Annotated in this window: 23 protein-coding genes; 10 read left to right on the top strand and 13 right to left on the bottom strand. The window is 61.7% G+C overall.

The features are described 5' to 3' along the window. The first annotated feature begins 122 nt into the window (after positions 1–122). Positions 123–1541 (top strand): 3-isopropylmalate dehydratase large subunit, encoded by a 1419-nt coding sequence (gene leuC, locus ACW9IB_RS01510; RefSeq protein ID WP_457411986.1) that lies wholly within the window; start codon positions 123–125, stop codon positions 1539–1541. After that, positions 1538–2152, top strand: a complete 615-nt coding sequence (gene leuD / locus ACW9IB_RS01505) for a 3-isopropylmalate dehydratase small subunit (RefSeq protein WP_457368516.1) — start codon at positions 1538–1540, stop codon at positions 2150–2152. The genes leuC and leuD overlap by 4 nt, the downstream gene beginning before the upstream one ends. A 64-nt stretch (positions 2153–2216) precedes the next feature. On the opposite strand, the gene ACW9IB_RS01500 is transcribed toward leuD, so the two are convergent. From ACW9IB_RS01500 to ACW9IB_RS01490, 3 genes are all read right to left on the bottom strand, one after another. Beyond that, positions 2217–3131 carry a LysR substrate-binding domain-containing protein gene (locus tag ACW9IB_RS01500; protein WP_457368536.1) on the bottom strand — a complete coding sequence of 305 codons (915 nt, stop codon included), beginning with the start codon at positions 3129–3131 and terminating at the stop codon, positions 2217–2219. Between the two features lie 78 nt (positions 3132–3209). Then, complete coding sequence (locus tag ACW9IB_RS01495; protein ID WP_457411984.1) at positions 3210–4511, bottom strand: dicarboxylate/amino acid:cation symporter; 1302 nt, start codon at positions 4509–4511, stop codon at positions 3210–3212. A 97-nt stretch (positions 4512–4608) separates the two neighbouring features. Further along, positions 4609–5484: an alpha/beta fold hydrolase gene (locus ACW9IB_RS01490; RefSeq protein ID WP_457411983.1), complete on the bottom strand. Its 876-nt coding sequence runs from the start codon at positions 5482–5484 to the stop codon at positions 4609–4611. Positions 5485–5762: 278 nt separating this feature from the next. Here ACW9IB_RS01490 and ACW9IB_RS01485 point away from each other — a divergent pair, with 278 nt between their 5' ends. The 3 genes from ACW9IB_RS01485 to ACW9IB_RS01475 are packed head-to-tail and all read left to right on the top strand — an operon-like array spanning position 5763 to position 8455. Then, a complete protein-coding gene (locus ACW9IB_RS01485) occupies positions 5763–6986 on the top strand; it encodes an SfnB family sulfur acquisition oxidoreductase (protein WP_457411981.1) in 1224 nt (407 codons plus the stop codon). Positions 6987–6989: 3 nt separating this feature from the next. Further along, positions 6990–7655, top strand: a complete 666-nt coding sequence (locus ACW9IB_RS01480; RefSeq protein ID WP_457411980.1) for a methionine ABC transporter permease — start codon at positions 6990–6992, stop codon at positions 7653–7655. Positions 7656–7684: 29 nt separating this feature from the next. Next, entirely contained in the window at positions 7685–8455 is a 771-nt protein-coding gene (locus ACW9IB_RS01475; RefSeq protein WP_457411978.1) for a MetQ/NlpA family ABC transporter substrate-binding protein, read from the top strand. A 44-nt stretch (positions 8456–8499) separates the two neighbouring features. On the opposite strand, the gene soxR is transcribed toward ACW9IB_RS01475, so the two are convergent. Then, a complete protein-coding gene (soxR, locus tag ACW9IB_RS01470) occupies positions 8500–8949 on the bottom strand; it encodes a redox-sensitive transcriptional activator SoxR (protein ID WP_457368521.1) in 450 nt (149 codons plus the stop codon). Positions 8950–9051: 102 nt separating this feature from the next. Between soxR and ACW9IB_RS01465 the strand changes: the two genes are divergently transcribed. Then, on the top strand, positions 9052–9417 hold the full coding sequence (locus ACW9IB_RS01465) for an antibiotic biosynthesis monooxygenase (protein WP_457368522.1): 366 nt from the start codon (positions 9052–9054) through the stop codon (positions 9415–9417). On the opposite strand, the gene ACW9IB_RS01460 is transcribed toward ACW9IB_RS01465, so the two are convergent. From ACW9IB_RS01460 to msuE, 4 genes are all read right to left on the bottom strand, one after another. Next, entirely contained in the window at positions 9406–10509 is a 1104-nt protein-coding gene (locus ACW9IB_RS01460; RefSeq protein WP_457411976.1) for a sigma-54 interaction domain-containing protein, read from the bottom strand. The genes ACW9IB_RS01465 and ACW9IB_RS01460 overlap by 12 nt on opposite strands. 11 nt (positions 10510–10520) lie before the next feature. Beyond that, positions 10521–11708: an acyl-CoA dehydrogenase family protein gene (locus tag ACW9IB_RS01455; protein ID WP_457411975.1), complete on the bottom strand. Its 1188-nt coding sequence runs from the start codon at positions 11706–11708 to the stop codon at positions 10521–10523. Positions 11709–11857: 149 nt separating this feature from the next. Continuing rightward, positions 11858–12997 carry an FMNH2-dependent alkanesulfonate monooxygenase gene (gene ssuD, locus ACW9IB_RS01450; RefSeq protein WP_457368525.1) on the bottom strand — a complete coding sequence of 380 codons (1140 nt, stop codon included), beginning with the start codon at positions 12995–12997 and terminating at the stop codon, positions 11858–11860. Between the two features lie 9 nt (positions 12998–13006). Further along, positions 13007–13570, bottom strand: coding sequence for an FMN reductase (gene msuE, locus ACW9IB_RS01445; protein WP_457411973.1), 564 nt, complete (start codon positions 13568–13570; stop codon positions 13007–13009). Between the two features lie 397 nt (positions 13571–13967). On the opposite strand from msuE, the gene ACW9IB_RS01440 reads away from it, so the two are divergent. From ACW9IB_RS01440 to ACW9IB_RS01430, 3 genes are all read left to right on the top strand, one after another. Beyond that, positions 13968–14237: a hypothetical protein gene (locus ACW9IB_RS01440; protein WP_457411971.1), complete on the top strand. Its 270-nt coding sequence runs from the start codon at positions 13968–13970 to the stop codon at positions 14235–14237. 234 nt (positions 14238–14471) lie between these two features. Further along, complete coding sequence (locus ACW9IB_RS01435) at positions 14472–15635, top strand: cysteine desulfurase family protein (protein ID WP_457411970.1); 1164 nt, start codon at positions 14472–14474, stop codon at positions 15633–15635. 28 nt (positions 15636–15663) lie between these two features. Next, positions 15664–17472 carry an aminopeptidase P family protein gene (locus tag ACW9IB_RS01430; RefSeq protein ID WP_457411969.1) on the top strand — a complete coding sequence of 603 codons (1809 nt, stop codon included), beginning with the start codon at positions 15664–15666 and terminating at the stop codon, positions 17470–17472. On the opposite strand, the gene ACW9IB_RS01425 is transcribed toward ACW9IB_RS01430, so the two are convergent. Beyond that, a complete protein-coding gene (locus ACW9IB_RS01425) occupies positions 17465–18373 on the bottom strand; it encodes a LysR family transcriptional regulator (RefSeq protein ID WP_457411968.1) in 909 nt (302 codons plus the stop codon). The genes ACW9IB_RS01430 and ACW9IB_RS01425 overlap by 8 nt on opposite strands. 114 nt (positions 18374–18487) lie before the next feature. Between ACW9IB_RS01425 and ACW9IB_RS01420 the strand changes: the two genes are divergently transcribed. Continuing rightward, the gene (locus ACW9IB_RS01420; protein WP_457411967.1) at positions 18488–19483 is read left to right on the top strand and encodes a zinc-dependent alcohol dehydrogenase family protein; all 996 of its coding nucleotides are present in this window, start codon (positions 18488–18490) and stop codon (positions 19481–19483) included. On the opposite strand, the gene ACW9IB_RS01415 is transcribed toward ACW9IB_RS01420, so the two are convergent. The 4 genes from ACW9IB_RS01415 to rhtA form a co-directional block, all read right to left on the bottom strand. Beyond that, a complete protein-coding gene (locus ACW9IB_RS01415; RefSeq protein WP_457411966.1) occupies positions 19480–20070 on the bottom strand; it encodes a 2-hydroxychromene-2-carboxylate isomerase in 591 nt (196 codons plus the stop codon). The genes ACW9IB_RS01420 and ACW9IB_RS01415 overlap by 4 nt on opposite strands. A gap of 34 nt (positions 20071–20104) precedes the next feature. Continuing rightward, on the bottom strand, positions 20105–20836 hold the full coding sequence (locus ACW9IB_RS01410; protein ID WP_457411965.1) for an SDR family oxidoreductase: 732 nt from the start codon (positions 20834–20836) through the stop codon (positions 20105–20107). A gap of 108 nt (positions 20837–20944) precedes the next feature. After that, a complete protein-coding gene (locus tag ACW9IB_RS01405) occupies positions 20945–21226 on the bottom strand; it encodes a hypothetical protein (protein ID WP_016980214.1) in 282 nt (93 codons plus the stop codon). A 167-nt stretch (positions 21227–21393) separates the two neighbouring features. Then, on the bottom strand, positions 21394–22281 hold the full coding sequence (gene rhtA, locus ACW9IB_RS01400) for a threonine/homoserine exporter RhtA (protein ID WP_457411964.1): 888 nt from the start codon (positions 22279–22281) through the stop codon (positions 21394–21396). Positions 22282–22607 lie beyond the last annotated feature (326 nt).

Raw genomic sequence — 22607 nt, 5'->3', positions numbered from 1 at the left:
GAAAATGTTTCAGAGCCCGGATTGAACACGAAACATGTTCCAAGCCATCACCGAGGTGGCATTGATGGGGCCGGGAGGCTGCGTAGGATGGGGCCTATACCGTTGAGCGAGCCCCACAATAAATGACTGCCAGAACCCTCTACGACAAGCACATCGACTCCCACACGGTGTGCCCCCTGGATGACCAGGGCCATGTCCTGCTTTATATAGACCGCCAGGTGATCAACGAATACACCAGCCCCCAGGCGTTCAGTGGCCTGCGCGAAGCTGGCCGTGGCGTCTGGCGCCCCGGCACCGCGCTGGCGGTGGTCGACCATGTGAACCCCACCACGCCCAAGCGCATCGCGGCCATGCCGGACGCGGGCGGCGCGCGGCAGGTGTCGTACCTGGCGGAAAACTGCCGGGACTTCGGCATCGAGCTGCTGGATATCCTCGACAAACGCCAGGGCATCGAACACGTGATCGCGCCCGAGCAGGGTTTTATCCTGCCGGGCATGGTGATTGCCGCCGGTGACAGCCACACCACCACGTATGGCGCGCTGGGCGCGTTCGGTTTCGGCATCGGCACGTCGGAGATCGAACACCTGCTGGCGTCGCAGACCCTGGTCTACAAGCGCCTGAAAACCATGCGCGTGAGCGTCGACGGCACGCTGGCCAAGGGCCTGACCTCCAAAGACGTGATCATGGCGCTGATCGGCAAGATCGGTGCTTCGGGTGCCACCGGCTATGCGATCGAGTTTCGCGGTTCCACCATCGATGCCCTGAGCGTCGAGGCGCGCATGACCATCTGCAACATGGCGGTGGAAGCCGGTGCACGTGGTGCTTTCATGGCGCCGGACGAAAAAGTCTTCGCCTACCTCAAGGGCAAGCCTCGGGCGCCGAAGGGCGAGTTGTGGGAGCAGGCGCTGGTGGGCTGGCGCCAACTGCATTCGGACGCCGATGCGGTGTTCGACCAGGAAGTGACGCTGGATGCCTCCGCCCTGGAACCCATGGTCACCTGGGGTACCAGCCCCGACCAGGCCGCGCCCATCGGTGCTCGTGTGCCCGACCCGCAGGACGTCAGCGACCTGATCCTGCGTCAGGACATGCGCCGCGCCCTCAATTACATGGGCCTGGAAGCCGGCATGCCGCTGAGCGAAATCGTCATCAGCCATGCCTTTATCGGCTCGTGCACCAACGCGCGCATCGAAGACCTGCGCGACGCGGCCAGTGTGGTGCGTGGCAAGCGTGTGGCCGACCACGTGCGGGCGATGATCGTGCCCGGCTCCACCGAAGTGCGTGACCAGGCCGAGGCCGAAGGGTTGGCGGCGATCTTTATCGACGCCGGTTTTGAATGGCGCCAGTCGGGCTGCTCGATGTGCCTGGCGATGAACGACGATGTGCTGGCCCCGGGTGATCGCTGCGCGTCCAGCACCAACCGCAACTTCGAAGGCCGCCAGGGCGCGGGTGCTCGTACCCACCTGATGAGCCCGGCGATGGTTGCCGCGGCGGCGATTACCGGCCGCCTCACCGATATCCGCCACTTTGGAGACCGTCCATGAGCCTGCAACCCTTTACCCGCGTGACCGGCAAGGCCGCGCCGATGCTGGCGGCGAACATCGACACCGACGTGATCATGCCCAAGCAGTTCCTCAAGGGCATCGACCGCAGTGGTCTGGACCGCGGGTTGTTCTTTGACCTGCGCTTTTTGGCATCCGGCGAACCCAACCCGGAGTTCGTGCTGAACCAGCCGGCCTGGCAGGGCGCGAGCTTTATGGTGGTGGGCCCCAACTTCGGTTGCGGTTCGAGCCGTGAACACGCGGTGTGGGGCCTGAAACAGATGGGTATCCGCGCGTTGATCGGCAGCAGCTTTGCCGGGATTTTCTACGACAACTGCCAGCGTAACGGGGTGTTGTTGATCACCCTGGACGAGGCGGTGTTGCAGTCGCTCGGCCAGACCGTCAGCCAGCCCGAGCAAGCGCAGATCAGCGTGGACCTGGAAGCCCAGGACATTCATTTGGCCGATGGCCAGGTGATCCCGTTCCAGATCGACACCTTGCGCAAGACTGCGCTGCTGCTGGGCCTGGATGCCATCGGCAGCACCTTGCAGCGCAGCGACGCGATCAAGGCCTTCGAACGCCGCCACCTGCAAGCCAACCCCTGGCTCAACTGACACAACAATAATCAACCTGTGGGAGCAGGCAAGCCAGCTCCCACAGTTGATCGGGTTTGCATCCCTATATTGACAACCCCTTGAAGTGTTCCTGCAGAAACTCCACGCAAGCCCTCAGCTTTCCGGAGTGCGCCAAGCGTGTCGGGTACACCGCCCACACGTTGGCGCTCTGGGTATAGCTGTGCAGAACCTGCACCAGCTTGCCTTGCTCCAGCAACGGCTTCACATCCCACATCGATCGCAGCAGCACCCCGCGCCCGTCCAATGCCCATTGCAGCACGATCTCGCCATTGTTCGATGACAGCGGTCCGCGCACTCGCACGCTGTGCGGTGCGCCTTCGTGTTCCAGGTTCCAGATGCCGAAGGCGTTGTCACGCTCCTTGAGCACCAGGCAATCGTGCTGCTCCAGGTCGCTCAACTGGTGCGGCGTGCCCCGGCGCTGCAGGTAAGCCGGGGCGGCGCACAGCACCCGGCGATTGCTCACCAGACGGCGGCCGATGTGCTGGCCGGGGATGTCATCGCCCACGCGGATCTCCAGGTCGAAGCCTTCGCTGACGATGTCCACCACGCGGTCGAACAGGTCCAGACGGATTTCCAGGTCCGGGTACTGTTCGGCCAGCAATGACAGGGCCGGGGCCACGTGGTTGCGCCCGAAACCGAAGCTGCTGCACAGGTGCAGGTGGCCACGGGGGCTGTCGTGGGCGTCGGACAGTTCATCGGACAGTTGCTGGAAGTCTTCGAGGATGCGCACGGCCCAGCGTTGGACCCGCTCGCCGTCTTCGGTCAGGGCGATGCGGCGGCTGGTGCGGTGCAGCAGGCGGGTGGCCAGGGTGGTTTCGAGGATCTGGATGCGCTTGCTGACGTACGCGGGCGACAGCCCCAGTTCATCGGCGGCCGCGGCGAAGCCAGCCTTGCGGATTACGGTCAAAAACACCCGCAGGTCTTCGGGTAGGGGCACGGTATCTTTCTTGTTGGTCATCAGAAACAGGCGTGGCGGCATGAGCCGCCAGAATAGCACCGGATGGGCGCGCCTTCCGGCGCGCCTGGCCGTCATTCTTCAGTCGGTGGCGATCTTCGCCTGGGCAGCGCGGGCATGGCGGCCGCGCTTGAGGGCGATGGGGGCCATTTTTTCACGGTCCAGTTCACCTTCCCACGCAGCCACTACCAGGGCGGCCACGGCGTTGCCGATGATATTGGTCAGCGAACGGCATTCGGCCATGAAGCGGTCGACGCCCAGGATCAGCACCATCGCTGCCACCGGCACCGTCGGCACCACCGCCAGGCTCGCGGCCAGCGCCACGAAGCCCGCACCCACCACGGCGCCGGCGCCCTTGGAGGTGAGCATGGCCACCGCCAGCAAGGTCAGTTGCTGTTCCAGCGGCAGGTGGATGTTGGTGGCCTGGGCCAGGAACAGCACCGCAAGGGTCATATAGATGTTGGTGCCGTCCAGATTGAAGGTGTAGCCGGTCGGCACCACGATGCCCACCACGCCCTTGGAGGCGCCAAGGCTTTCGAGTTTCTGGATCAGTTGCGGCAATGCCGATTCCGACGAGCTGGTGCCCAGCACAATCAGCAGTTCCGACTTGATGTAACCCAGCAGTTTGAAAATGCTGAACCCGGCATAGCGGGCGACGCTGCCCAGGATCACCGTGACAAAGAAAAACGCAGTGAGATAGAACGTACCTACCAGTTTCAGCAGTGGCAGCAACGAGCCCACGCCGTATTTGCCGATGGTGAAGGCAATGGCGCCGAACGCGCCGATCGGTGCCACGCGGCTGATCATGCCGACGATGCGGAAGAACACTTCGCTGGCCTGGTTGATCACCGTCACCAGTGGCCGCGCCTTTTCACCGACCATCACCAGGCCCAGGCCGAACAGCAGGGAAATGAACAGCACCGGCAGAATCTCGCCCTTGGCGAACGCGTCGAAAAAGGTGCCCGGAATCACGTTCAACAAGAAGCCGGTAAGGCCTTCGCTGTGCTGCGCCTGGCCGACGAAGCCGGCGATGGCTGAGCTGTCGAGAGTCTTCACGTCGATGTTGAAGCCGACGCCCGGGTGCAACAGGTGCGCGGCGAGAATGCCGATCAGCAGGGCGATGGTAGAGACGATTTCGAAGTACAACAGCGCCTTGCCACCGACCCGGCCCACCTGTTTCACGTCGTGCATGCTGGTGATGCCGGACACCACCGTACAGAAGATGATCGGGCCGATGATCATCTTGATCAATTTGATGAAGCCGTCGCCGAGCGGCTTGAGGTCGATGCCGACCTGGGGCCACTGATGGCCGATCAACACACCCAGCGCGATGGCGATGAGCACCTGGACATACAGGGTTCCCAGCAGTTTTTTGATTGTCATTGTTATTATCTCGCGGTGTTTTTTGGGGCAAGCAAACCCCGTCGCAGGCTTTTTCAAGCCTGCGAGGCGGGGCCATCAGGTCAGGGGTTGATCGGGCTCAGCGAAGGAAGGTCAGGACTTCGCCCAGCAATATTTCAGGGATTTCTTCAGCAATGTAATGGCCGGCCGGCAGGGCTTTGCCACGCACGTCGGTGGCGACTTTCTGCCACTCCTCGAGCGGCTCGAAACAGCGGCCCACGGTGCCTTCGGCGCCCCACATCACCAGCAACGGCAGGTTGAGGTGATGGCCGGCGTCGATATCCGCCTGGTCGTGCTCAAGGTCGATGCCGGCGGCCGCGCGGTAGTCTTCGCAGATACCGGTGGCGGCGCCCGGCAGCTTGAGGCAGCGCGCGTATTCGGCGAAGGCTTCGTCGGTGAACGGCTTGAGCCCGGCGCTGCGGCTGCCCATCACGCTGCGCAGGTACTGCTCGGGGTTGCTTTCAATCAGGGCTTCGGGCAACGGCGCCGGGCGGATCAGGAAGAACCAGTGCCAGTAGGCGCGGGCAAAGGCTTCGTTGGTCTGGGCGTACATCGACAGGGTGGGCGCGATGTCCAGCAACACCATGCGTTGCACGGTCTGAGGGTGGTCCAGGGCCAGCCGGTGAGCGACCCGGGCGCCCCGGTCGTGGGCCAGCACCGAGAACGTGTCGAAGCCCAGGACGCTCATCAGTTCGACGCCGTCCCGCGCCATTTCCCGTTTCGAATAGTTGACGTGCCGCTCATCGGCCGGCGGCTTGCTGCTGTCGCCGTAACCCCGCAAGTCAGCGGCGACCACGGTGAAGTGCTCGGCCAGTTGTTCAGCCACCTTGTGCCAGATGACATGGGTTTGCGGGTGCCCGTGCAGCAGGAGCAGACCGGGACCTGTACCGCCTTTGCGGTAGCTGATGTCCACGCCGTTGACGTGGCACTGGTCTTTTTGGAAACCGGCGAACATGGAATGACTCCTTGTGATGATTGCCTGCATCGTGGAATCACCCGCCGTTCGGGGCAAGGGGGAAAGCGTGGAAGGGTTGTTCATGAAGTGTGATGCAGGAACCCGCGGTGTTGTGAGAGCCGACGAGGTGTCGGCCATGCAACAGTGAACGGGCAGTTTGCTGCGCCACGTGCGTGATTGGATCCGCTGAGCCCCATGAATGCCCGTATTGACGGGCCCGGGGCCGCGGGCACAGAAGCTGCAATAGCCCAGGCAAACCATTCGCCCGAGAGCGTTGTATGTCTGTACTGCCTGTATCTGCCGATTACCCGATCCATACCCCCCGTGCCGAGCTGATCCGCGACGAAGCCCAAGCCATTGCCGTGGCGCACCGTGTGGCCGCTGCGCTGCTGGAGCAGGACGCCGAACGTGACCGCACCCGCCAGGTGCCCGCCGACGTGGTGGACCTGTATTCCAACAGTGGCCTGTGGGGCATCAGCGTGCCGCGTGAGTTCGGCGGGGCCCAGGTGTCGTACGCGGTACTGGCGCAGGTGATCGCGATCATTTCGGCAGCGGACCCTTCCCTGGGGCAGATCCCGCAGAACCACTATTGCCTGCTGGAAGACATTCGCCTGCAAGGCACTCCCGAGCAGCAGGCGCACTTCTTCGGTCTGGCGCTGCAAGGCCATCGTTTCGCCAATGCGCTGTCGGAAACCGGCGGCAAGAACGTGCAGGACATCCAGGCGACGATTCGCCGCGAAGGCGATGGCTATGTGATCAACGGACGCAAGGGCTATTGCACCGGTTCGCTGTATGCCCATTGGCTGGCGGTGCTGGCGCTGGACGACCAACAGAACGCCCAGTTGGCCTTCGTACCGCGCGGTACCGAAGGGCTGGTGGTGGTCGACGACTGGGACAGCATGGGCCAGCGCACCACGTCCAGCGGCACGGTACTGGCGCAAAACCTGCGGGTACCGGCATTCAATTTGTTCCCTACCCATAAATCCTACGATTCGCCCACCCTGGCCGGACCGTTCGCGCAACTGACCACCGCCGCCATCGACGCCGGCATTGCCCGCGCGGCGCTGCGTGACACCGTGCAGTTCGTGCAGCAGTTTGCGCGGCCCTGGATCGATGCCGGCGTGGAAAAAGCCAGTGAAGACCCACTCACTATTATTCAGGTCGGCGCCCTGGATATTCGGCTGGAAGCTGCCGAAGCGCTGTTGGAACGCGCCGGTCTTGCGCTGGATGCCGCGCGCCCGGCGCCGGATGAACACAGCGTCGCCCAGGCGTCCCTGGCCGTGGCCCGGGCCAAGGTGCTGACTACCGAGATCGCCATCGAGGCCAGCAACAAACTGTTCGAACTCGGCGGCACCCGCTCCACCTTGAAAAAGCACAACTTCGACCGGCACTGGCGCAACGCGCGGGTACACACACTGCACGACCCGGTGCGCTGGAAGTACCACGTGGTGGGCAACTGGCTGCTCAACGGCGTCAAACCGCCGCGCCATGACTGGTCGTGAGCCATGGCTGAACTGTTCAAGAACATCTATTGGGCCGACATCGGCCAGGCGTGCCTGGAGACCCTGAGCATGCTCGCCGCGGCCCTGGGTTTTACCGTGCTGCTGGGGTTGCCCCTGGGTGTGCTGCTGTTTCTGACCGGCAAGCGCCAATTGCACGAAGCCCTGGTGGTGTACCGGTTGCTGTCGGTGGTGGTCAACGTGCTGCGTTCGCTGCCGTTCATCATCCTGCTGATTGTGTTGATCCCGCTGACCACCTTGCTGTTGGGCACTTCCCTCGGCGTGCCCGGCACTATCCCGCCGCTGGTGGTGGGGTGTACGCCGTTCTTTGCGCGGCTGGTGGAAACCGCGCTGCGGGAGGTCGATCGCGGTGTGGTGGAGGCGACCCAGTCCATGGGCGCCAGTACGTGGCAAGTGATCCGCCACACCCTGTTGCCGGAAGCCCGGGGAGGGTTGCTGGCGGCGGTGACTGTCACGGCGATCGTGCTGGTGGATTACACCGCCATGGCCGGGGTGATCGGTGGCGGAGGCTTGGGTGACCTGGCCATTCGCTACGGTTATCAGCGGTTCCAGACCGATGTGATGGTCGTCACCGTGGTGCTGTTGCTGGTGCTGGTCCAGGCCCTGCAGATGACCGGTGATCGTTTGGTGGCGCGATACAGCCGCCGTTGATTTTTATAACGTCTGCCTTTGGAGCAATCATGAAAAAAACGTTGGCCGTACTGGCCGCTGTGCTGTCATTCAATGCCTTCGCCAATGAAAAGCTGGTAGTGGGCGCAACGCCCGTGCCCCACGCGGAAATCCTGGAGTTCGTCAAACCGGTGCTGGACAAGGAAGGTGTCGACCTGCAGATCAAGGTTTTCACAGACTTCATCCAGCCCAACCAGCAACTGGCGTTGAAGAACCTCGATGCCAACTACTATCAGTACCGCCCGTTCCTCGACGACTACAACAAGACCCGCCACACCGACCTGGTGCCGGTGGTGGGGGTGCACATCGAACCGTTCGGCGCGTATTCGACCAAGATCAAAAGCATCGCCGAGCTGAAGGACGGCGCCACGGTGTCGATCCCCAATGACCCGGTCAATACCGGCCGCGCCCTGGTGCTTTTGCACGAAGCGGGCCTGATCAAACTCAAGGATCCGAGCAATACCTTGAGCACCCAGCGCGATATCGCCGAAAACCCCAGGCACCTGAAAATCCGCGAGCTGGAAGGTGCCTTGCTGGCCCGGTCGGTGAGCCAGGTGGACCTGGCATTCGTGTTTGCCAACTACGCCCTGGAGGCGGGGATCGACACCAACAGTGCGTTGATCGTAGAGAAGGGCAAGGACCTGTATATCGAGTTCCTGGTGGCACGCCCGGACAACATCAACGACCCGCGCATCCAGAAACTGGCCAAGGCGCTGAACTCCGATGACGTGCGCCAGTTCATCCTGACGCGCTACAAGGGCCAGATCGCGCCGGGTTTCTGATAACTGATCGCTCCCACGCTGCGTGGGAGCGATGAGGCCAGCCTTCAGGTCTCGGAGGTGGGCTCAAGCAATTGGGCACCCGGGCCGCATTCGCCCAGCTTGTCGTCCTGATTGCGCAACGGGCAGGCTTCCAGCGACAGACACCCGCAACCAATGCAACCGTTGAGTTTGTCGCGCAGCAACATCAGTTTGTTGATGCGCTCATCCAAATCTTCCCGCCACAGCGCCGACAAGCGCTCCCAATCCTGGACATTCGGCGTGCGTCCATTCGGCAGCGTCTGCAAGGTCTCGCCAATGGTCGCCAAGGGAATGCCCAGGCGCTGGGCGATCTTGATCACCACCACCCGTCGCAGCACATCCCGTGGATAGCGCCGCTGGTTGCCGGCGTTGCGGTTGCTCTTGATCAACCCCTTGGTTTCGTAAAAGTGCAGGGCCGTCACGGCCACGCCGCTGCGGGCCGCCAGTTGGCCGACGGTAAGTTCCTTGTTGAGCATGGAAAAACTCCGAAACAATGCTTGACCTCGAGTTAACTCAAGGTTTTACCCTGCGTTGCATCGAATCGCAAGATTCTGCCTACAGTAGAGAGGGGAATGTTCATGCAGATATCAGAGAAGAATCGTAGTTTTTATCAGCTGATCGAATTCCACATCGAGCCTGGCCAGCACGATGCCCTGGTGGCGGCGCTGTCCACTCAAAGCGAGCGTCTGGCTCAGGGCCACAGTGGTTTCCTGAGTGCGAGCGTGCAGGTGAGTGAAGACGGTCGTCGGGTGCTTAATAGCCTGCAATGGCAAACCCGCGCGGACGGGGAGGCGGCGTTCGAGTGTTTCGAGCAGGGCCAGGAAGACTTCTGGACCCTGATTCGCGCGCACCAGGCCAAGGCGGTGTCGTTCGGCTCCTTCCAGGTGCTGCGCAGTTTCGAGCGCAGCCATGACGACGCATTGCATTGCCGCCTAAATGGATAGATGCAGCATGCGTTCGCCCTGCACGTTTTCCCCGGGCCGCCGCTTGTTCACCGCCAGCTCGCCGATCTTGATCAGGCGAGTGCGCGTGACGTTGCGGCTCAGGCCCAGCAGGTTGGCGGTGTGCACCTGGTTGTAATGGCTGAAGCGGTAGGCGGCGCGCAACAGGGCATCTTCGACTTTTTCATGCAGGGCGCCGGCCTGTTCCTCGAACAACTTTTGAAACGCCCGGGCCAGCAGTGCTTCGGCACTGTTGTCGATGCCGTGTGGGCTGTCGTCCTGCCGTTCGATGCGCATGTTCGACAGGCGCAGGTCGTCGCGCTCGATCACGCCGTTGCGGCAGATCAACAGGGTGTGGTGAATCACGTTTTCCAGCTCGCGGATATTGCCCGGCCAGCTGTAACTCTTGAGCTTGTGTTCGGCGTCGCGGCTGATGGTGATCGGGCCGTAGCCCAGGCGTTGGCTGTAGGCTTCGATGAAATGCCGGGTCAGCGGCAGGATATCGCCGGGTCGCTCGCGCAGCGGGCTGAGTTCCAGGCTGACCACATCGAGTCGGTAATAAAGGTCTTCGCGGAAATGCCCGGCGTTGATGGCTTTTTCCAGTTGCACGTTGGTCGCGGCCAGTACCCGCACGTCAATCGGAATGCTTTTGCGTGAACCCAGGCGCACCACTTCGCGTTCCTGCAAGACCCGCAGCAGCTTGACCTGGATCGCCATCGGCAAATCGCCGATCTCGTCCAGGAACAGCGTGCCGCCGTTGGCCTCTTCGAACCAGCCGGCCTTGGCGCTGAGGGCGCCGGTGAAGGCGCCTTTTTCATGACCGAACAGTTCGGCCTCTACCAGGGATTCGGAGAACGCGCCGCAGTTCACCGCCACGAACGGTCGATTGCGCCGCGCGCTGAGGTTGTGGATATGCCGCGCCACCAGCTCTTTACCGGTACCGGTTTCGCCGATGATCAGCACGCTGGCTTCGCTGGGGGCCACTTGTTGGATGTGCGCGAGCAAGGCCTGGGACTTGTGGTCTTCGAAGACCTGGGCCGTGGCGCGGATCGAGGTCGCGAGGGCGGGCGAGGGCGGTAGGGTCAAAAGCTGCATGGGCACCTCTCTCAGGAGTAGAACGTGGGAATGGGCAGGGACTGGTTCAAGGCCCAGTCGCCGAGTTCGTGGAGTTTGTAGTCCACCGGATCGTGCAGGGTCTGGGTGCGCAGGTTGCGCCAATGGCGATCCAGGCGCAGCGAGGCGTGGGTGGAGCGCGCACCGGTGACGTCGAACAGGCGGCTGCACAGGTCCAGGCCCTGGCGTGTGGCGGCGACTTTGGCGGTGGCGATGGCGATGGCCAGTTGGCCGCGCTCGCTTTCGCTGAGGTTGGGCCCCTTGGCCCAGGCCTGATCGAGTTGCTCGGCGGCGCGTTCCACCAGCAGGCGCACGCCTTCGAGGGCGACCCAGAATTCGCCGTAGTGGTGCAGCACGTAAGGGTCCTGGCGCACGTCTTCGGCGGCGGACTTATGCCACGAGCGGGTTTCGGTGAGGGTGTAATTGCGCGCTTCTTCAAAGGCGCCTTCGGCAATGCCGAGGAACATATGGGTGAAGGTCAGCTGGGCGATCAGCGGGCGCAGGCAGGCAAACGGTGTGCTCAGCGGGCCTGGGTCGAGCAGCAGTTCCGACTCTTCGACGCGCACGCGCTCGAAGCTGGCGCTGCCGCTGTCGGTCTGGCGCTGGCCAATATTGTTCCAGTCGTTATGCAGGGTAATGCCACTGCGCCCACTGGGGATCGCGGCAATCAGCAATTTGCCGCCGGCGGTCTCGTCCACCGCCGAGGCAATGAGCATTTCCGAGTCACTGGCGCCGGAGCAGAAGCTCTTCTTGCCGGAGAACTCGCGCCAGCCGCCGAAGTCCTTGACCACGGTGCGTGTGTCCAGCGGGTTGAGGGCGTTGCCCCAGAACCAGTTTTTGCGCGCGGTCTGTTCAAACCAGGGTTGCCATTGGTCCGGGCGCGCAAACAGGCGTACCGTGGCCAGCATCAAGTGATGAAAGCCGAAGACATGGGCGATGGAGCTGTCGACCTTGGCGAATTCGCGGACGATGCCCAAGGTCTCGCTCCAGCGTGCGCCAAGGCCGCCGTATTGAGTGGGAATGCTCAGGGCCAGCAAGCCGCTTTGGCGCAGGGCGTCACGTTCGGCCTTGGGGGTGCCGCCACGCTCGTCACGTTCGACGGCAGTGACGGCGAATTCGGCGGCCAGCAGTTTGGCGGTCTGCAACGGGGAGGGCAGGACGCTGTGGGGTTTGGCTGTCACGCTGGGGTTCCTCAATGTCTGTTTGGGTAATCGAGGCCAAATGTGGGAGCTGGCTTGCCTGCGATGGCGTCATCCGGCAACCACTGGAAAACCGAGTCGGCTGCATCGCGGGCAAGCCCGGCTCCCACATAAAGCAGATCCCAACGTTCCTAGGCTTTGGCTGGCAATACATCGTTGGCAATCATTTCGCCGAACGGACCGGTGAGGTTGGTGATGCCGCGTCCGGCCAGGCTGGCGTAGGGCTCCGGCAGCAGCGGAAACACCAGCTCGGCGAAGCGATAGGCTTCTTCCAGATGCGGGTAGCCCGAGAAAATGAAGCTTTCGATGCCCAGGTCCGCATATTCCTTGATGCGCGCGGCCACTTGCTGCGGGTTGCCCACCAGCGCGGTGCCGGCACCGCCGCGTACCAGGCCGACACCGGCCCACAGGTTGGGGGCGATTTCCAGGTTGTCGCGGCGCCCATCGTGCAGGGCCGCCATGCGTCGTTGGCCTTCGGAGTCAAAGCGCGAGAACGATTTCTGCGCGGCGGCGATGGTGTCATCGCTGATGTGTTCGATCAGTTTGTTGGCGGCCTTCCAGGCCTCTTCTTCGGTTTCGCGCACGATCACATGCAGACGAATACCGAACTTCACCGTGCGACCGTGGCGGGCGGCGCGTTCACGCACGTCGGCGAGTTTTTCCGCGACGGCGGCGGGCGGCTCGCCCCAGGTGAGGTACACGTCCACCTGTTCGGCGGCCAGGTCATGGGCCGCGTCGGAAGAGCCGCCGAAATACAGCGGTGGATAAGGCTTCTGCACGGGTGGATAGAGGGCCTTGGCATTCTGTACGCGCAGGTGTTTGCCTTCGAAATCCACGGATTCGCCCTGCAACACGCGGCGCCAGATCCTGAGGAATTCGTCGGTGACTTCGTAGCGTTCACTGTGGTCGAGAAAGCTGCCGTCACCGCGATTTTCGTCGGGGTCGCCGCCGGTCACGACGTTGATCAGCAGGCGGCCGTTGGACAGGCGGTCCAGGGTTGCTGCCATGCGCGCGGAGACGGTGGGCGAGATGATGCCGGGGCGAATGGCGACCAGGTAGCGCAGGCGTTCGGTCAGCGGCACCAGCGCCGAGGCGATGACCCAGGAGTCTTCGCACGAGCGTCCGGTGGGAATCAATACGCCGTGGTAACCCAGGCTGTCAGCCGCTTGCGCGACTTGTTTCAGGTAGTTGAGGGTGACGGGGCGTGCGCCTTGGGTGGTGCCCAGGAAATGACCGTCGCCGTGAGTCGGCAGAAACCAGAAAACATCCATGACAAATCCTTAGGCAATTTTGCGCAGAGAAGGGGCATGCGCCGCAAACAAAGGGGCTGCACGTTCCGCCGCCAGTTGAATGCGCGCCTTGAGCAGCTCGCTGGTGATTTGATAGTCGGTGAAGTCCGCCTCGGTGGCGTACACGCCAATCGGCAGGGTCAAGGCCTGGAAGAAGCTGAACAGCGGCCGCAGTTGGTGGTCGAGGACCAGGGCGTGGCGCTCGCTGCCTCCAGTGGCGGCCAACAACACCGGGGTGTTGATCAACGCATTGAGGCCGATCAGATCGAACAGATGCTTGAGCAAGCCCGGGTAGGAGCCGCGATAGACCGGTGCTGCGACGATCAGCAAGTCCGCCTGTTCGATGGCCAACAGTTGCGCTTCGACCTCTGCGGGCAGTTCATCGCGGGACAGTGCGCCGCCCAATGGCCGGGCAATGTCGCCCAGTTCGATCACGGTGGGCTGGATCGGCAGCTGGGCGGCCAATGCGGTCAACACGGCTTGGGTCAGTACGAGGGTGCGGGACGGGCGCCAGGTTCCGCCGGAGAGGGCAACGACATTCAGGGGACGGGTCATGAACAGTTCCTTTTTCAACAGTGGTTCACAGCAAAAGAAGTAGGACGGCTTGAGCAAGAGCTGTACCAATGGCTGCAACCCTTGGGGAACGCGGGCTGCAAGCTTCCTGCTGAAAAATGCGGCTGTTGTCTGACTGGTGTTTTGTTGAATGGCTGTTGCTGGGGCAACAGTTGCGTGGCCAACAGTGGCGGGTGTTGAGGTCATTTATAGAGGGTTGTTTTTATTCCGTAAACGAACGTATTTCCATATTTATAGATCATAAAGAGATATGTGCGTGCGGCTATCGAAGGTGCTTCTACGGTTGATAGCGACTATCACGGACGTTGATTTTTCAGCGTGAAGGGGCGGGAGTAGCCTGTGTTCATTGACTCGAAACCTCCTTTGCAGGGCCCTCGCCATGAACCGATTTCTCGCTGTTTCGTTATTGCTTGTCACCGCTGTCTTGGCTGGATGTGCGACCCATCCTTCACCCGAACTGCGGCCCTACACGGCGGATGAGACGAAACAATTGGCGCTGGAAGCGTTGAGCCGGCGAGGGTTGTCGTTCGATGAATACCAGCAGCAGCGTGCTGCGTTGATGGGGCAACCGCAGAAGTCCTACAGCTTTGATCAGCAGGGTGAAATGAACGCCGAACGCAGTGTGACCTTGCACGGTCGCCCCAGTTGAGCTCGCGTGTCGACGACAAAAAGCCCGAGGCTTCCACTGAGAAACCTCGGGCTTTTTGTTTTCCATGGCATGACTGCAGTCTGTTAAGCTGAAATCAGGAGCGTTCCTACGCACATTTGCAATAAAGTGGTCTTTCTTCAACGGCATTCGATCGGTTAAACCTGACGGCCCCTGTCCCGGTCGATGCCCCTGAGGCCCTGCTCTCGGGAACCTGCTCTGCGAGTCTTGACTGTCATGAATAAACGTCCGTTGTATTTCGACTACGCCGCCACCACGCCGGTGGATGAGCGGGTCATCCAGGTGATGGTTGAATGCCTGGGCTTCAACGCCAATTTCGGCAACCCTGCGTCCAGTTCCCATGCGTTCGGTCAGGCGGCCCGGCAAACGGTTGAGCAGGCGCGTCGCCAGGTGGCGGAACTGGTCGGTGCCCAGCCCGGGCAGATCGTGTGGACGTCCGGCGCCACGGAATCCAACAACCTGGCGATCAAGGGCGTGGCCCAGGCGCGGGGCGTGGCGGGTGGGCATATCATCACCAGCCAGATCGAACACAAGGCCACGCTGGACACCGCCCGGCAATTGCAGGAAGCCGGCGTGGCCGTGACCTTCCTGGTACCGGATGCCAACGGTTTGATCAGTGCCGAGGCGGTGAGCGAAGCGTTGCGTGATGACACTTTTCTGGTGTCGCTGATGCTGGTGAACAACGAGTTGGGCACCCTGAATGACATCCCGGCCATTGGCGCGCGGGTGCGTGAGCATGGCGCGTTGCTGCATGTGGATGCGGCACAGGGCGCGGGCAAGGTGGCCATCGATCTGGCCCAGTGGCCGGTGGACCTGATGTCGTTTTCTGCCCACAAGCTGTATGGCCCCAAAGGCATCGGCGCGTTGTATGTCGGCCCGCGTGCGCAACAGAAGGTGTTGGCGCAGATTCATGGCGGCGGCCATGAGGGCGGCTTGCGTTCCGGTACCCTGGCGACGCATCAGATTGCCGGCATGGGCACCGCGTTTGCCCTGGCTGCGCAGGCGTTTGCCGAAGAGAAGGCCACGATTGTCGCCTTGCGCCAGCGCCTGCTGGACCAACTCGCCTCGGTCGCGGGGGTACGGCTCAACGGCAGCCCGTCCCAGCGCATTCCCCATACGCTGAGCCTGACCTTCGATGACGGCGAGTTCAATGCCGCAGCGCTGAGCGCGGGCATCGCGTTTTCGGCCACCTCGGCCTGCAACTCGGCCAGTAATGCGCCGTCCCACGTGCTTCTGGCACTGGGGCATGATGCGCGCAGTGCCGGTCGCACCATTCGGCTGAGTCTGGGCCGGTTTACCACCGAGCAGGATATTGACCAGGCCGTTGGCCTGATCAAGGCCGCTCTCGCCAGTGCGCCGGCGTTTTGGGCGAACACATAACAATTATTCGTGGTTAGCAGGAGAAACAATGAGTACGCAGCCTTTGACCCATGGAACGGTCCCCCAGCGCCTGGCGCATACCCGTGAGCTGATGAGCCGCGAGGGCATTCACGCCCTGCTGGTGCCGTCGGCTGACCCGCATTTGTCTGAATACCTGCCGGGTTACTGGCAGGGCCGTCAATGGTTGTCGGGTTTTCATGGCTCGGTCGGCACGTTGATTGTCACTGCGGATTTCGCCGGTGTCTGGGCCGACAGTCGTTACTGGGAGCAGGCGACGAAGGAACTCAAGGGCAGTGGCATCGAACTGGTGAAACTGCAGCCTGGTCAACCCGGGCCGCTGGAGTGGTTGGCCGAGCAAACCCCCGAAGGCGGTGTGGTGGCGGTGGACGGTGCGGTCATGGCCGTGGCCTCGGCGCGTACCTTGGGCTGCAAGCTGGCCGAGCGCGGTGCGCGCTTGCGTACCGACATCGACCTGTTGAATGAAGTCTGGAAGGACCGCCCGAGCCTGCCGGATCAGCCGATCTATCAACATTTGCCGCCGCAGGCCACGCTCAGTCGTGGCGACAAACTCGCCGCGTTGCGCGCCAGCCTGAAAGAGAAGGGTGCCGACTGGCATTTCATCGCTACCCTGGATGACATCGCCTGGCTGTTCAACCTGCGTGGCGGGGATGTTTCGTTCAACCCGGTGTTTGTCTCGTTTGCCCTGATCAGCCAGCAGCAGGCCACGCTGTTCGTGGCGCTGAGTAAGGTCGACGCCGAATTGCGGGCCGTGCTGGCGCAGGATGGCGTGACCCTGCGCGACTACAGTGAAGTGGCCGATGGGCTGCGTGCGGTACCCGCGGGCGCCAGCCTGCAGGTTGACCCGGCGCGGGTGACCGCCGGGTTGCTGGAAAACCTCGATGCGGGCGTCAAGCTGGTCGAAGGGTTGAACCCGACTACCTTGGCCAAGTCGCGCAAGAGCCTGGCCGATGCGGAGCATATCCGTCTGGCCATGGAGCAGGACGGCGCGGCACTGTGCGAATTTTTCGCCTGGCTGGACAGTGCGCTGGGGCGCGAGCGCATCACCGAGCTGACGATCGATGAACACCTGACGGCCGCGCGGATGCGTCGCCCGGGGTATGTGTCGTTGAGCTTCAATACCATTGCCGGGTTCAACGCCAATGGAGCAATGCCGCATTACCGCGCCACCGAAGAAGAACATGCGCTGATCGAAGGCGATGGCCTGTTGCTGATCGACTCGGGTGGTCAGTACCTGGGCGGTACCACGGACATCACGCGCATGGTGCCGATCGGTACGCCGAGCGATGAGCAGAAGCGTGATTGCACGCGGGTGCTCAAAGGCGTGATTGCCTTGTCCCGCGCGCAGTTTCCCAAGGGCATTCTGTCGCCGCTGCTGGACTCGATTGCGCGTGCGCCGATCTGGGCTGAAGGCGTGGACTACGGCCACGGTACAGGTCACGGTGTCGGTTATTTCCTCAATGTGCATGAGGGGCCGCAGGTCATCGCCTACCAAGCGGCCACCGCGCCGCAAACCGCGATGCAGCCGGGCATGATCACTTCAATTGAACCCGGTACGTACCGTCCGGGCCGCTGGGGCGTGCGTATCGAAAACCTGGTGTTGAACCGTGAGGCGGGCAAGACCGAGTTCGGCGAGTTTCTCAAGTTCGAAACCCTGACGCTTTGCCCGATTGATACCCGCTGCCTGGTGCCGTCGCTGCTGACGGCGGATGAGCGTGAGTGGTTCAACGCCTACCACGCCGAGGTGCGTGAGCGCCTGAGTCCGTTGGTGAGTGGTGCTGCGCTGGAGTGGCTGCAGGTGCGTACCGCAGCTATCTGATCGGTTGTAGCTCGGGGGCCAGGGCCAGGGCGTCGGCCATGTAGTCGACAAACGCCTTGACCCGGGCCGACTGGCGCCGATTGGCTGCCAACACCGCGTGGATCGGCAGTGACGATGGGGTGTAGTCCGGCAGCAGCGCGACCACGCGGCCGGCCTTCAAATCATCGTAGAACAGCCAGAGGGGCGACAGCGCAATGCCGAGCCCGGTCAACACCATCTCTCGCACCGCCTCGGAGTTATTGCTCTGGGCGTTGCCGGTGATGCGCACCGCTTGCTGTATCCCTTCTTTCTGGTAGATCCATTGGTTCTGGCTGCTCAACAGACTGAACAGCAGGCAATTGTGCTGCGTCAGGTCCTGCGGGGTTTGCGGGGCAGGGTGCCTGGCGAGATAAGCCGGGCTGGCGACGGTGATGCGATGGGTGGTGCCGATTTGCCGGGCGATCAGGCCGCTGTCGCGCAGTTCGCCGATGCGCAGGGTCACGTCCAGCCCTTCGCTGACCAGATCTTGCAATTGATCGCTGAGTTGAAGGTCCACCTGTACGTCGGGGTAGCGCTGCAGGAAGCCCGCGAGGCGTGCTGCAATGTGCAGGCGACCGAAGCTGACGGAAGAGCCGATACGCAAAGGGCCCGCAATGGTCTCTTTGCCGGTCTGGAAGCTGTGCTCGGCAGCGTCTACGGCGGCTAGGATTTTCCGGCAATGGTTGTAGTACCGCTGCCCCTCATCAGTGAGAGACAGTTGACGTGTGCTGCGGGAGATCAGCTTGCCACCCAGTTCGGTTTCCAGGGCGCGCAGGATTTTGCTGATGGTCGGCTGGGTGGTGTGCAGTTCCCGGGCGACGGCGGAAAAACTGCCGCGTTCGATGACTCGAACGAAAATCGCCATTGCGTTGAGTTTGTCCATGGGGTGTCCGATTCATGCCGTATGCGCATGGGCACTATAGCTTTTTAGTGTCTTATCGGCATGGAGAAGCGCGGGGATGATGGCCTCATTCCCTAGACACCCGAGATCATCGACATGACTGATACAACTGAAATGCAGGCGCTGGTAGTGGACACGGTCGATGCGCCGTTCCGATTGACGACGATGGCCAAGCCGGTGGCGGGCGAAGGGCAGGTGTTGGTGAGGATTCGTGCCAGCGGCCTTAACCCGCTGGATGGGAAAATTCGCGCAGGTCAGGCCGCCCATGCCCGACAGCCCTTGCCGGCCGTGATCGGCATGGACCTGGCGGGCACGGTAGCGTCGGTGGGCGCTGGCGTTGGTGAATGGCATGTGGGTGATGAAGTCTACGCGCTGGCAACAGGGATCGGTGGTGCACAGGGCTCGCTGGCTGAATACGCTGCGGTCGACGCGCGTCTGTTGGCCAAAAAGCCGGAGACCTTGAGCATGCGCGAAGCGGCGGTGCTGCCGTTGGTGCTGATTACCGCATGGGAAGGGCTGGTGGACCGTGCCCGGGTAGGCGCAGGGCACAAGGTCTTGATCCAGGGCGGCGCGGGCGGGGTGGGACATGTTGCGGTGCAACTGGCGATTGCCCATGGTGCAGAGGTCTTTGCGACAGGCTCCGCCAGGCATCGCGCTGTGATCGAGGGCCTGGGAGCCACGTTTATCGATTACCAGCAACAGACGGTGGAGGCTTACGTGGAGCAATACACTGCTGGCGAAGGGTTTGACATCGTGTATGACACGGTGGGTGGGGAGAGCCTGGATGCGTCTTTTCGCGCGGCCAGAACGTATGTCGGCCATGTCGTGAGTTGCCTGGGTTGGGGCCAGCACAGCTTGGCACCGTTGTCGTTCCGTGGTGCGACTTACTCGGGCGTCTTTACGTTGTTGCCGCTGTTGACGGGCAAGGGGCGTGAGCACCACGGCGAGATTCTTGCCAAGGCCGCCGGTTTGATCGATGCCGGCAAGCTCAAGCCCATCCTGGACCCCCGCCGTTTCGACCTGCACACGGTAAATGCCGCCTACGATTTACTGGCAAGTGGCGCGCAGGGGCGTTTGGCGATCGAGATTTAACGTAGTGCTTCGCGCACAAACTCCAGACGGTCCTGACCAAAGAACAGCCGATCGCCTACAAACAGGCTGGGCGCGCCGAATACGCCGCGTTGTACGGCTTGTTCGGTCTTGTCCTTGAGGGCGGTTTTGACGGCCTCGTCGTTGGCCAGGGCGAGGATTCCTTCGGGATCAAAACCATGCGCGGTCAGCACTGCCGCCACGACGGTCAGGTCCCCCAGGTCGCGGCCTTCGACCCAGAGGGCGTGGAACAGGCAGTCGACAAACTCGTGGAAACGTTCGGGCCGGTGCAATTGCATGCCGGTAACGGCGCGCATCAGCATCAGTGTATTGATGGGGAAGTGCGGGCTGAACTTGAGGGGGACGTTGTAGCGTTGTGCGTAGCGCGCCAGGTCGTCGAACATGTAACGGCCCTTGGCGGGTATGGTGATGGGGGACGCGTTGCCGGTGGCTTTGAAGACCCCGCCCAGCAGCATCGGCTGGTATATCAGCCGGGCACCGGTTTCGGCGCACAGAGACGGTAGTTGGGTGTGGGCCAGATAAGTGGCAGGGCTGCCAAGGTCGAAGAAGAACTCCAGGGTTTTGCTCATGGTCGCTGCTCGCTGTTTATTGTTATGGGAGGGCTTACCAGGGTTCATTCCAGGGGCGCAGGTCCAGTTCAAAGGTCCAGGCATCCCGTGGCTGGCTGTGCAGGTACCAGTAGTTCTCGGCGATATGCATGGGGTCGAGAATGCCGTCCTGGTCTTTGAGGGCATATTTCTGCGGGAAGTTGTCGCGAATGAATTCGGTGTCGATTGCCCCGTCGACCACGATATGGGCGACGTGGATATTTCTGGGGCCGAGCTCACGGGCCATGCTTTGAGCGAGCGCCCGAATACCGTGTTTGGCGCCCGCGAATGCAGCGAAGCCGGCGCCTCCACGCAAGCCTGCGGTCGCACCGGTAAAAAGAATGGTGCCGCGATTACGGGTGACCATGCGCTTGGCCACTTCGCGCGCATTCAGGAAACCGGAAAAACAGGCCATTTCCCAGATCTTGAAATACTTGCGGGCGGTCTCTTCAAGGATGCTGCAAGGCACGTTGGCCCCGATGTTGAAAACGAAGGCTTCAATGGGGCCAAGTTCGGTTTCAATCTGTTCGATCAGGGCGATGACGTCTTCTTCTTTTCGCGCGTCGCTGGCAAAGCCATGCGCTTCCCCGCCTGCCGCATGAATACTGTCGATCAGAGGTTGCAGTTTTTCGGCGCTGCGCCGGGTTACACAGGCGACATAACCTTCGCGGGCGAAGCGCTTGGCAATGGCACCGCCGGTTGCGTCTCCGGCGCCTACGACCAATACGACCTTCTTGTTGGGTGTCATGGGAACTCCACGGGCTCATGTGTCGAGCAGGAGTTTAGCCGCAGCGTCGTGAAGGGTTGGGTCTGTCGCGGGAATTTAATGGGAGCAGCCTGGTGGCTGCTCGGACTGTTACTTGCAGATGACGATCATGCTGCGGCTGGTATAGCCGGCAGGGTTGAGACCGAAAGGGTAGTCCCCGGGTTCTTCCGAATTGTCACCGGACTTGGCGATGACCCGATAACCCTTGGCGCCGCATGAGTTGGTTGCACTGGTGTAGCACTGGTCCCAGGAAGAAGACAGGCCGGAACAGTTGATGTGCAGCCCTTTTTTACCCCGTTTCACTTCTGTTTTGGTGGTCGCGGCGCAGCCAGCGATGGCCATGACCATCAACAGTATCAAAATTCGCTTCATTCCTATCCTTAATAGCCGCTTCGCAACCGTGCTGGAAGCAGGCTTTACTCGCTCTCGAGTGTAGCGTTCGCGCTGTCCTTGTCGAAATTCTCCATGAATGACATTCGTTTACGGCCTAAACATGGCCTAAATGAGCGGTAAATGCCAGAGCTACCTGCAAAGATCGGTCAATCGGCTGCAACCGGCGGCGTTGAGTCCTTGCGCATCGTCAACGTGGCACCGACAGAGGCCAGGATAATGCAGGTGATGGCCAGCCATTGAGCGAGGGACAAGTGCTCGTGAAGGAATAACAATCCAGATAACGCACCGAATGCCGGCTCGATGCTCATAAGTGTGCCGAATGTGCGGGCGGGGAGGCGGGTGAGCGCGACCATTTCCAGGGTGTAAGGCAATGCGGTAGACAGGATGGCGACGCCGATCGCGAGGGGGATCAAGGCGGGGGTCAGTAGCGCGGTCCCGGCATGGATGATGCCGATGGGCGCCACAAATAGCGCAGCGATCATTACGCCGAGGGCGGCGGTTTGTACGCCGTTGTCATTCCCGGCCTTCTGGCCGAACAGAATATAGAGCGCCCAGCAGACGCCGGCGCCGAGTGCGTAGGCTGCGCCGACCAGGTCGACCCCATTGCTGGCTTGTCCTATTGGGATGAGCAGAAGGAGGCCGATGATTGCGAGGCCGATCCACAGGAAGTCTATCGCACGCCTTGACGAATAGATCGCTACGGCCAACGGGCCGGTAAATTCCAAGGCAACGGCAATACCCAGCGGAACGCTGCGCAGTGACATATAGAAGAGAAGGTTCATGCCGCCGAGCGCCAGCCCGTAGACCACCACGGTGCGCAGAGACTTGGCGGTGAGCCTGGCGCGCCATGGACGCAGTAGAAGCAGCATGATGACACTGGCGAAGATGAGGCGTAGTGCAGTGGTGCCTTGGGCACCAGCGATAGGAAACATGCTTTTGGCCAGTGATGCGCCGGACTGGATGGAGGCCATGGCGATCAACAGCAGGCCTACAGGAAAGAATACCGTGGCCAGGCTGCGGGGTGGGGTGGTCATTGATTGTTTGTCCGAAGTCATATTAGAGAAGCAGAGGACGCTATGATGCTTAACTGTTTAGGTGTGAGCAATATACTGCTCAATTATTCCACTGAGGCTTTATATGAGGTGGGGTGTTTAGAGAATTCAGGTGGGCTGATAGAAAACTCAAATTAAGTGTTGACGTCGAATTTTATCTGTCTATAATTCGCCCCACTTCCGGCGCAGTCGAAACGGAAAACTCCTTGAGTTTCAATGAGTTAAGTAGGTTTCGAAAGCGAGTTGCTTCAGGTCATCGAAGCCTGGAGGGAGTTGGTAGAGCGGTGTTGTTTGGCTCTATTGACGTT

This window comes from Pseudomonas sp. SDO524_S393, assembly GCF_054071875.1.
The sequence above is the reverse complement of the archived record's forward strand: the minus strand, read 5'-3'. Positions and strand labels throughout refer to the sequence as shown.

Bases quoted from the DNA above. Each gene is read 5' to 3' on its own strand.
- leuC (WP_457411986.1), top strand. From the start codon at position 123: ATGACTGCCAGAACCCTCTACGACAAGCACATCGACTCCCACACGGTG.
- leuD (WP_457368516.1), top strand. From the start codon at position 1,538: ATGAGCCTGCAACCCTTTACCCGCGTGACCGGCAAGGCCGCGCCGATG.
- ACW9IB_RS01500 (WP_457368536.1), bottom strand. From the start codon at position 3,131: ATGACCAACAAGAAAGATACCGTGCCCCTACCCGAAGACCTGCGGGTG.
- ACW9IB_RS01495 (WP_457411984.1), bottom strand. From the start codon at position 4,511: ATGACAATCAAAAAACTGCTGGGAACCCTGTATGTCCAGGTGCTCATC.
- ACW9IB_RS01490 (WP_457411983.1), bottom strand. From the start codon at position 5,484: ATGTTCGCCGGTTTCCAAAAAGACCAGTGCCACGTCAACGGCGTGGAC.
- ACW9IB_RS01485 (WP_457411981.1), top strand. From the start codon at position 5,763: ATGTCTGTACTGCCTGTATCTGCCGATTACCCGATCCATACCCCCCGT.
- ACW9IB_RS01480 (WP_457411980.1), top strand. From the start codon at position 6,990: ATGGCTGAACTGTTCAAGAACATCTATTGGGCCGACATCGGCCAGGCG.
- ACW9IB_RS01475 (WP_457411978.1), top strand. From the start codon at position 7,685: ATGAAAAAAACGTTGGCCGTACTGGCCGCTGTGCTGTCATTCAATGCC.
- soxR (WP_457368521.1), bottom strand. From the start codon at position 8,949: ATGCTCAACAAGGAACTTACCGTCGGCCAACTGGCGGCCCGCAGCGGC.
- ACW9IB_RS01465 (WP_457368522.1), top strand. From the start codon at position 9,052: ATGCAGATATCAGAGAAGAATCGTAGTTTTTATCAGCTGATCGAATTC.
- ACW9IB_RS01460 (WP_457411976.1), bottom strand. From the start codon at position 10,509: ATGCAGCTTTTGACCCTACCGCCCTCGCCCGCCCTCGCGACCTCGATC.
- ssuD (WP_457368525.1), bottom strand. From the start codon at position 12,997: ATGGATGTTTTCTGGTTTCTGCCGACTCACGGCGACGGTCATTTCCTG.
- msuE (WP_457411973.1), bottom strand. From the start codon at position 13,570: ATGACCCGTCCCCTGAATGTCGTTGCCCTCTCCGGCGGAACCTGGCGC.
- ACW9IB_RS01440 (WP_457411971.1), top strand. From the start codon at position 13,968: ATGAACCGATTTCTCGCTGTTTCGTTATTGCTTGTCACCGCTGTCTTG.
- ACW9IB_RS01435 (WP_457411970.1), top strand. From the start codon at position 14,472: ATGAATAAACGTCCGTTGTATTTCGACTACGCCGCCACCACGCCGGTG.
- ACW9IB_RS01430 (WP_457411969.1), top strand. From the start codon at position 15,664: ATGAGTACGCAGCCTTTGACCCATGGAACGGTCCCCCAGCGCCTGGCG.
- ACW9IB_RS01425 (WP_457411968.1), bottom strand. From the start codon at position 18,373: ATGGACAAACTCAACGCAATGGCGATTTTCGTTCGAGTCATCGAACGC.
- ACW9IB_RS01420 (WP_457411967.1), top strand. From the start codon at position 18,488: ATGACTGATACAACTGAAATGCAGGCGCTGGTAGTGGACACGGTCGAT.
- ACW9IB_RS01415 (WP_457411966.1), bottom strand. From the start codon at position 20,070: ATGAGCAAAACCCTGGAGTTCTTCTTCGACCTTGGCAGCCCTGCCACT.
- ACW9IB_RS01410 (WP_457411965.1), bottom strand. From the start codon at position 20,836: ATGACACCCAACAAGAAGGTCGTATTGGTCGTAGGCGCCGGAGACGCA.
- ACW9IB_RS01405 (WP_016980214.1), bottom strand. From the start codon at position 21,226: ATGAAGCGAATTTTGATACTGTTGATGGTCATGGCCATCGCTGGCTGC.
- rhtA (WP_457411964.1), bottom strand. From the start codon at position 22,281: ATGACCACCCCACCCCGCAGCCTGGCCACGGTATTCTTTCCTGTAGGC.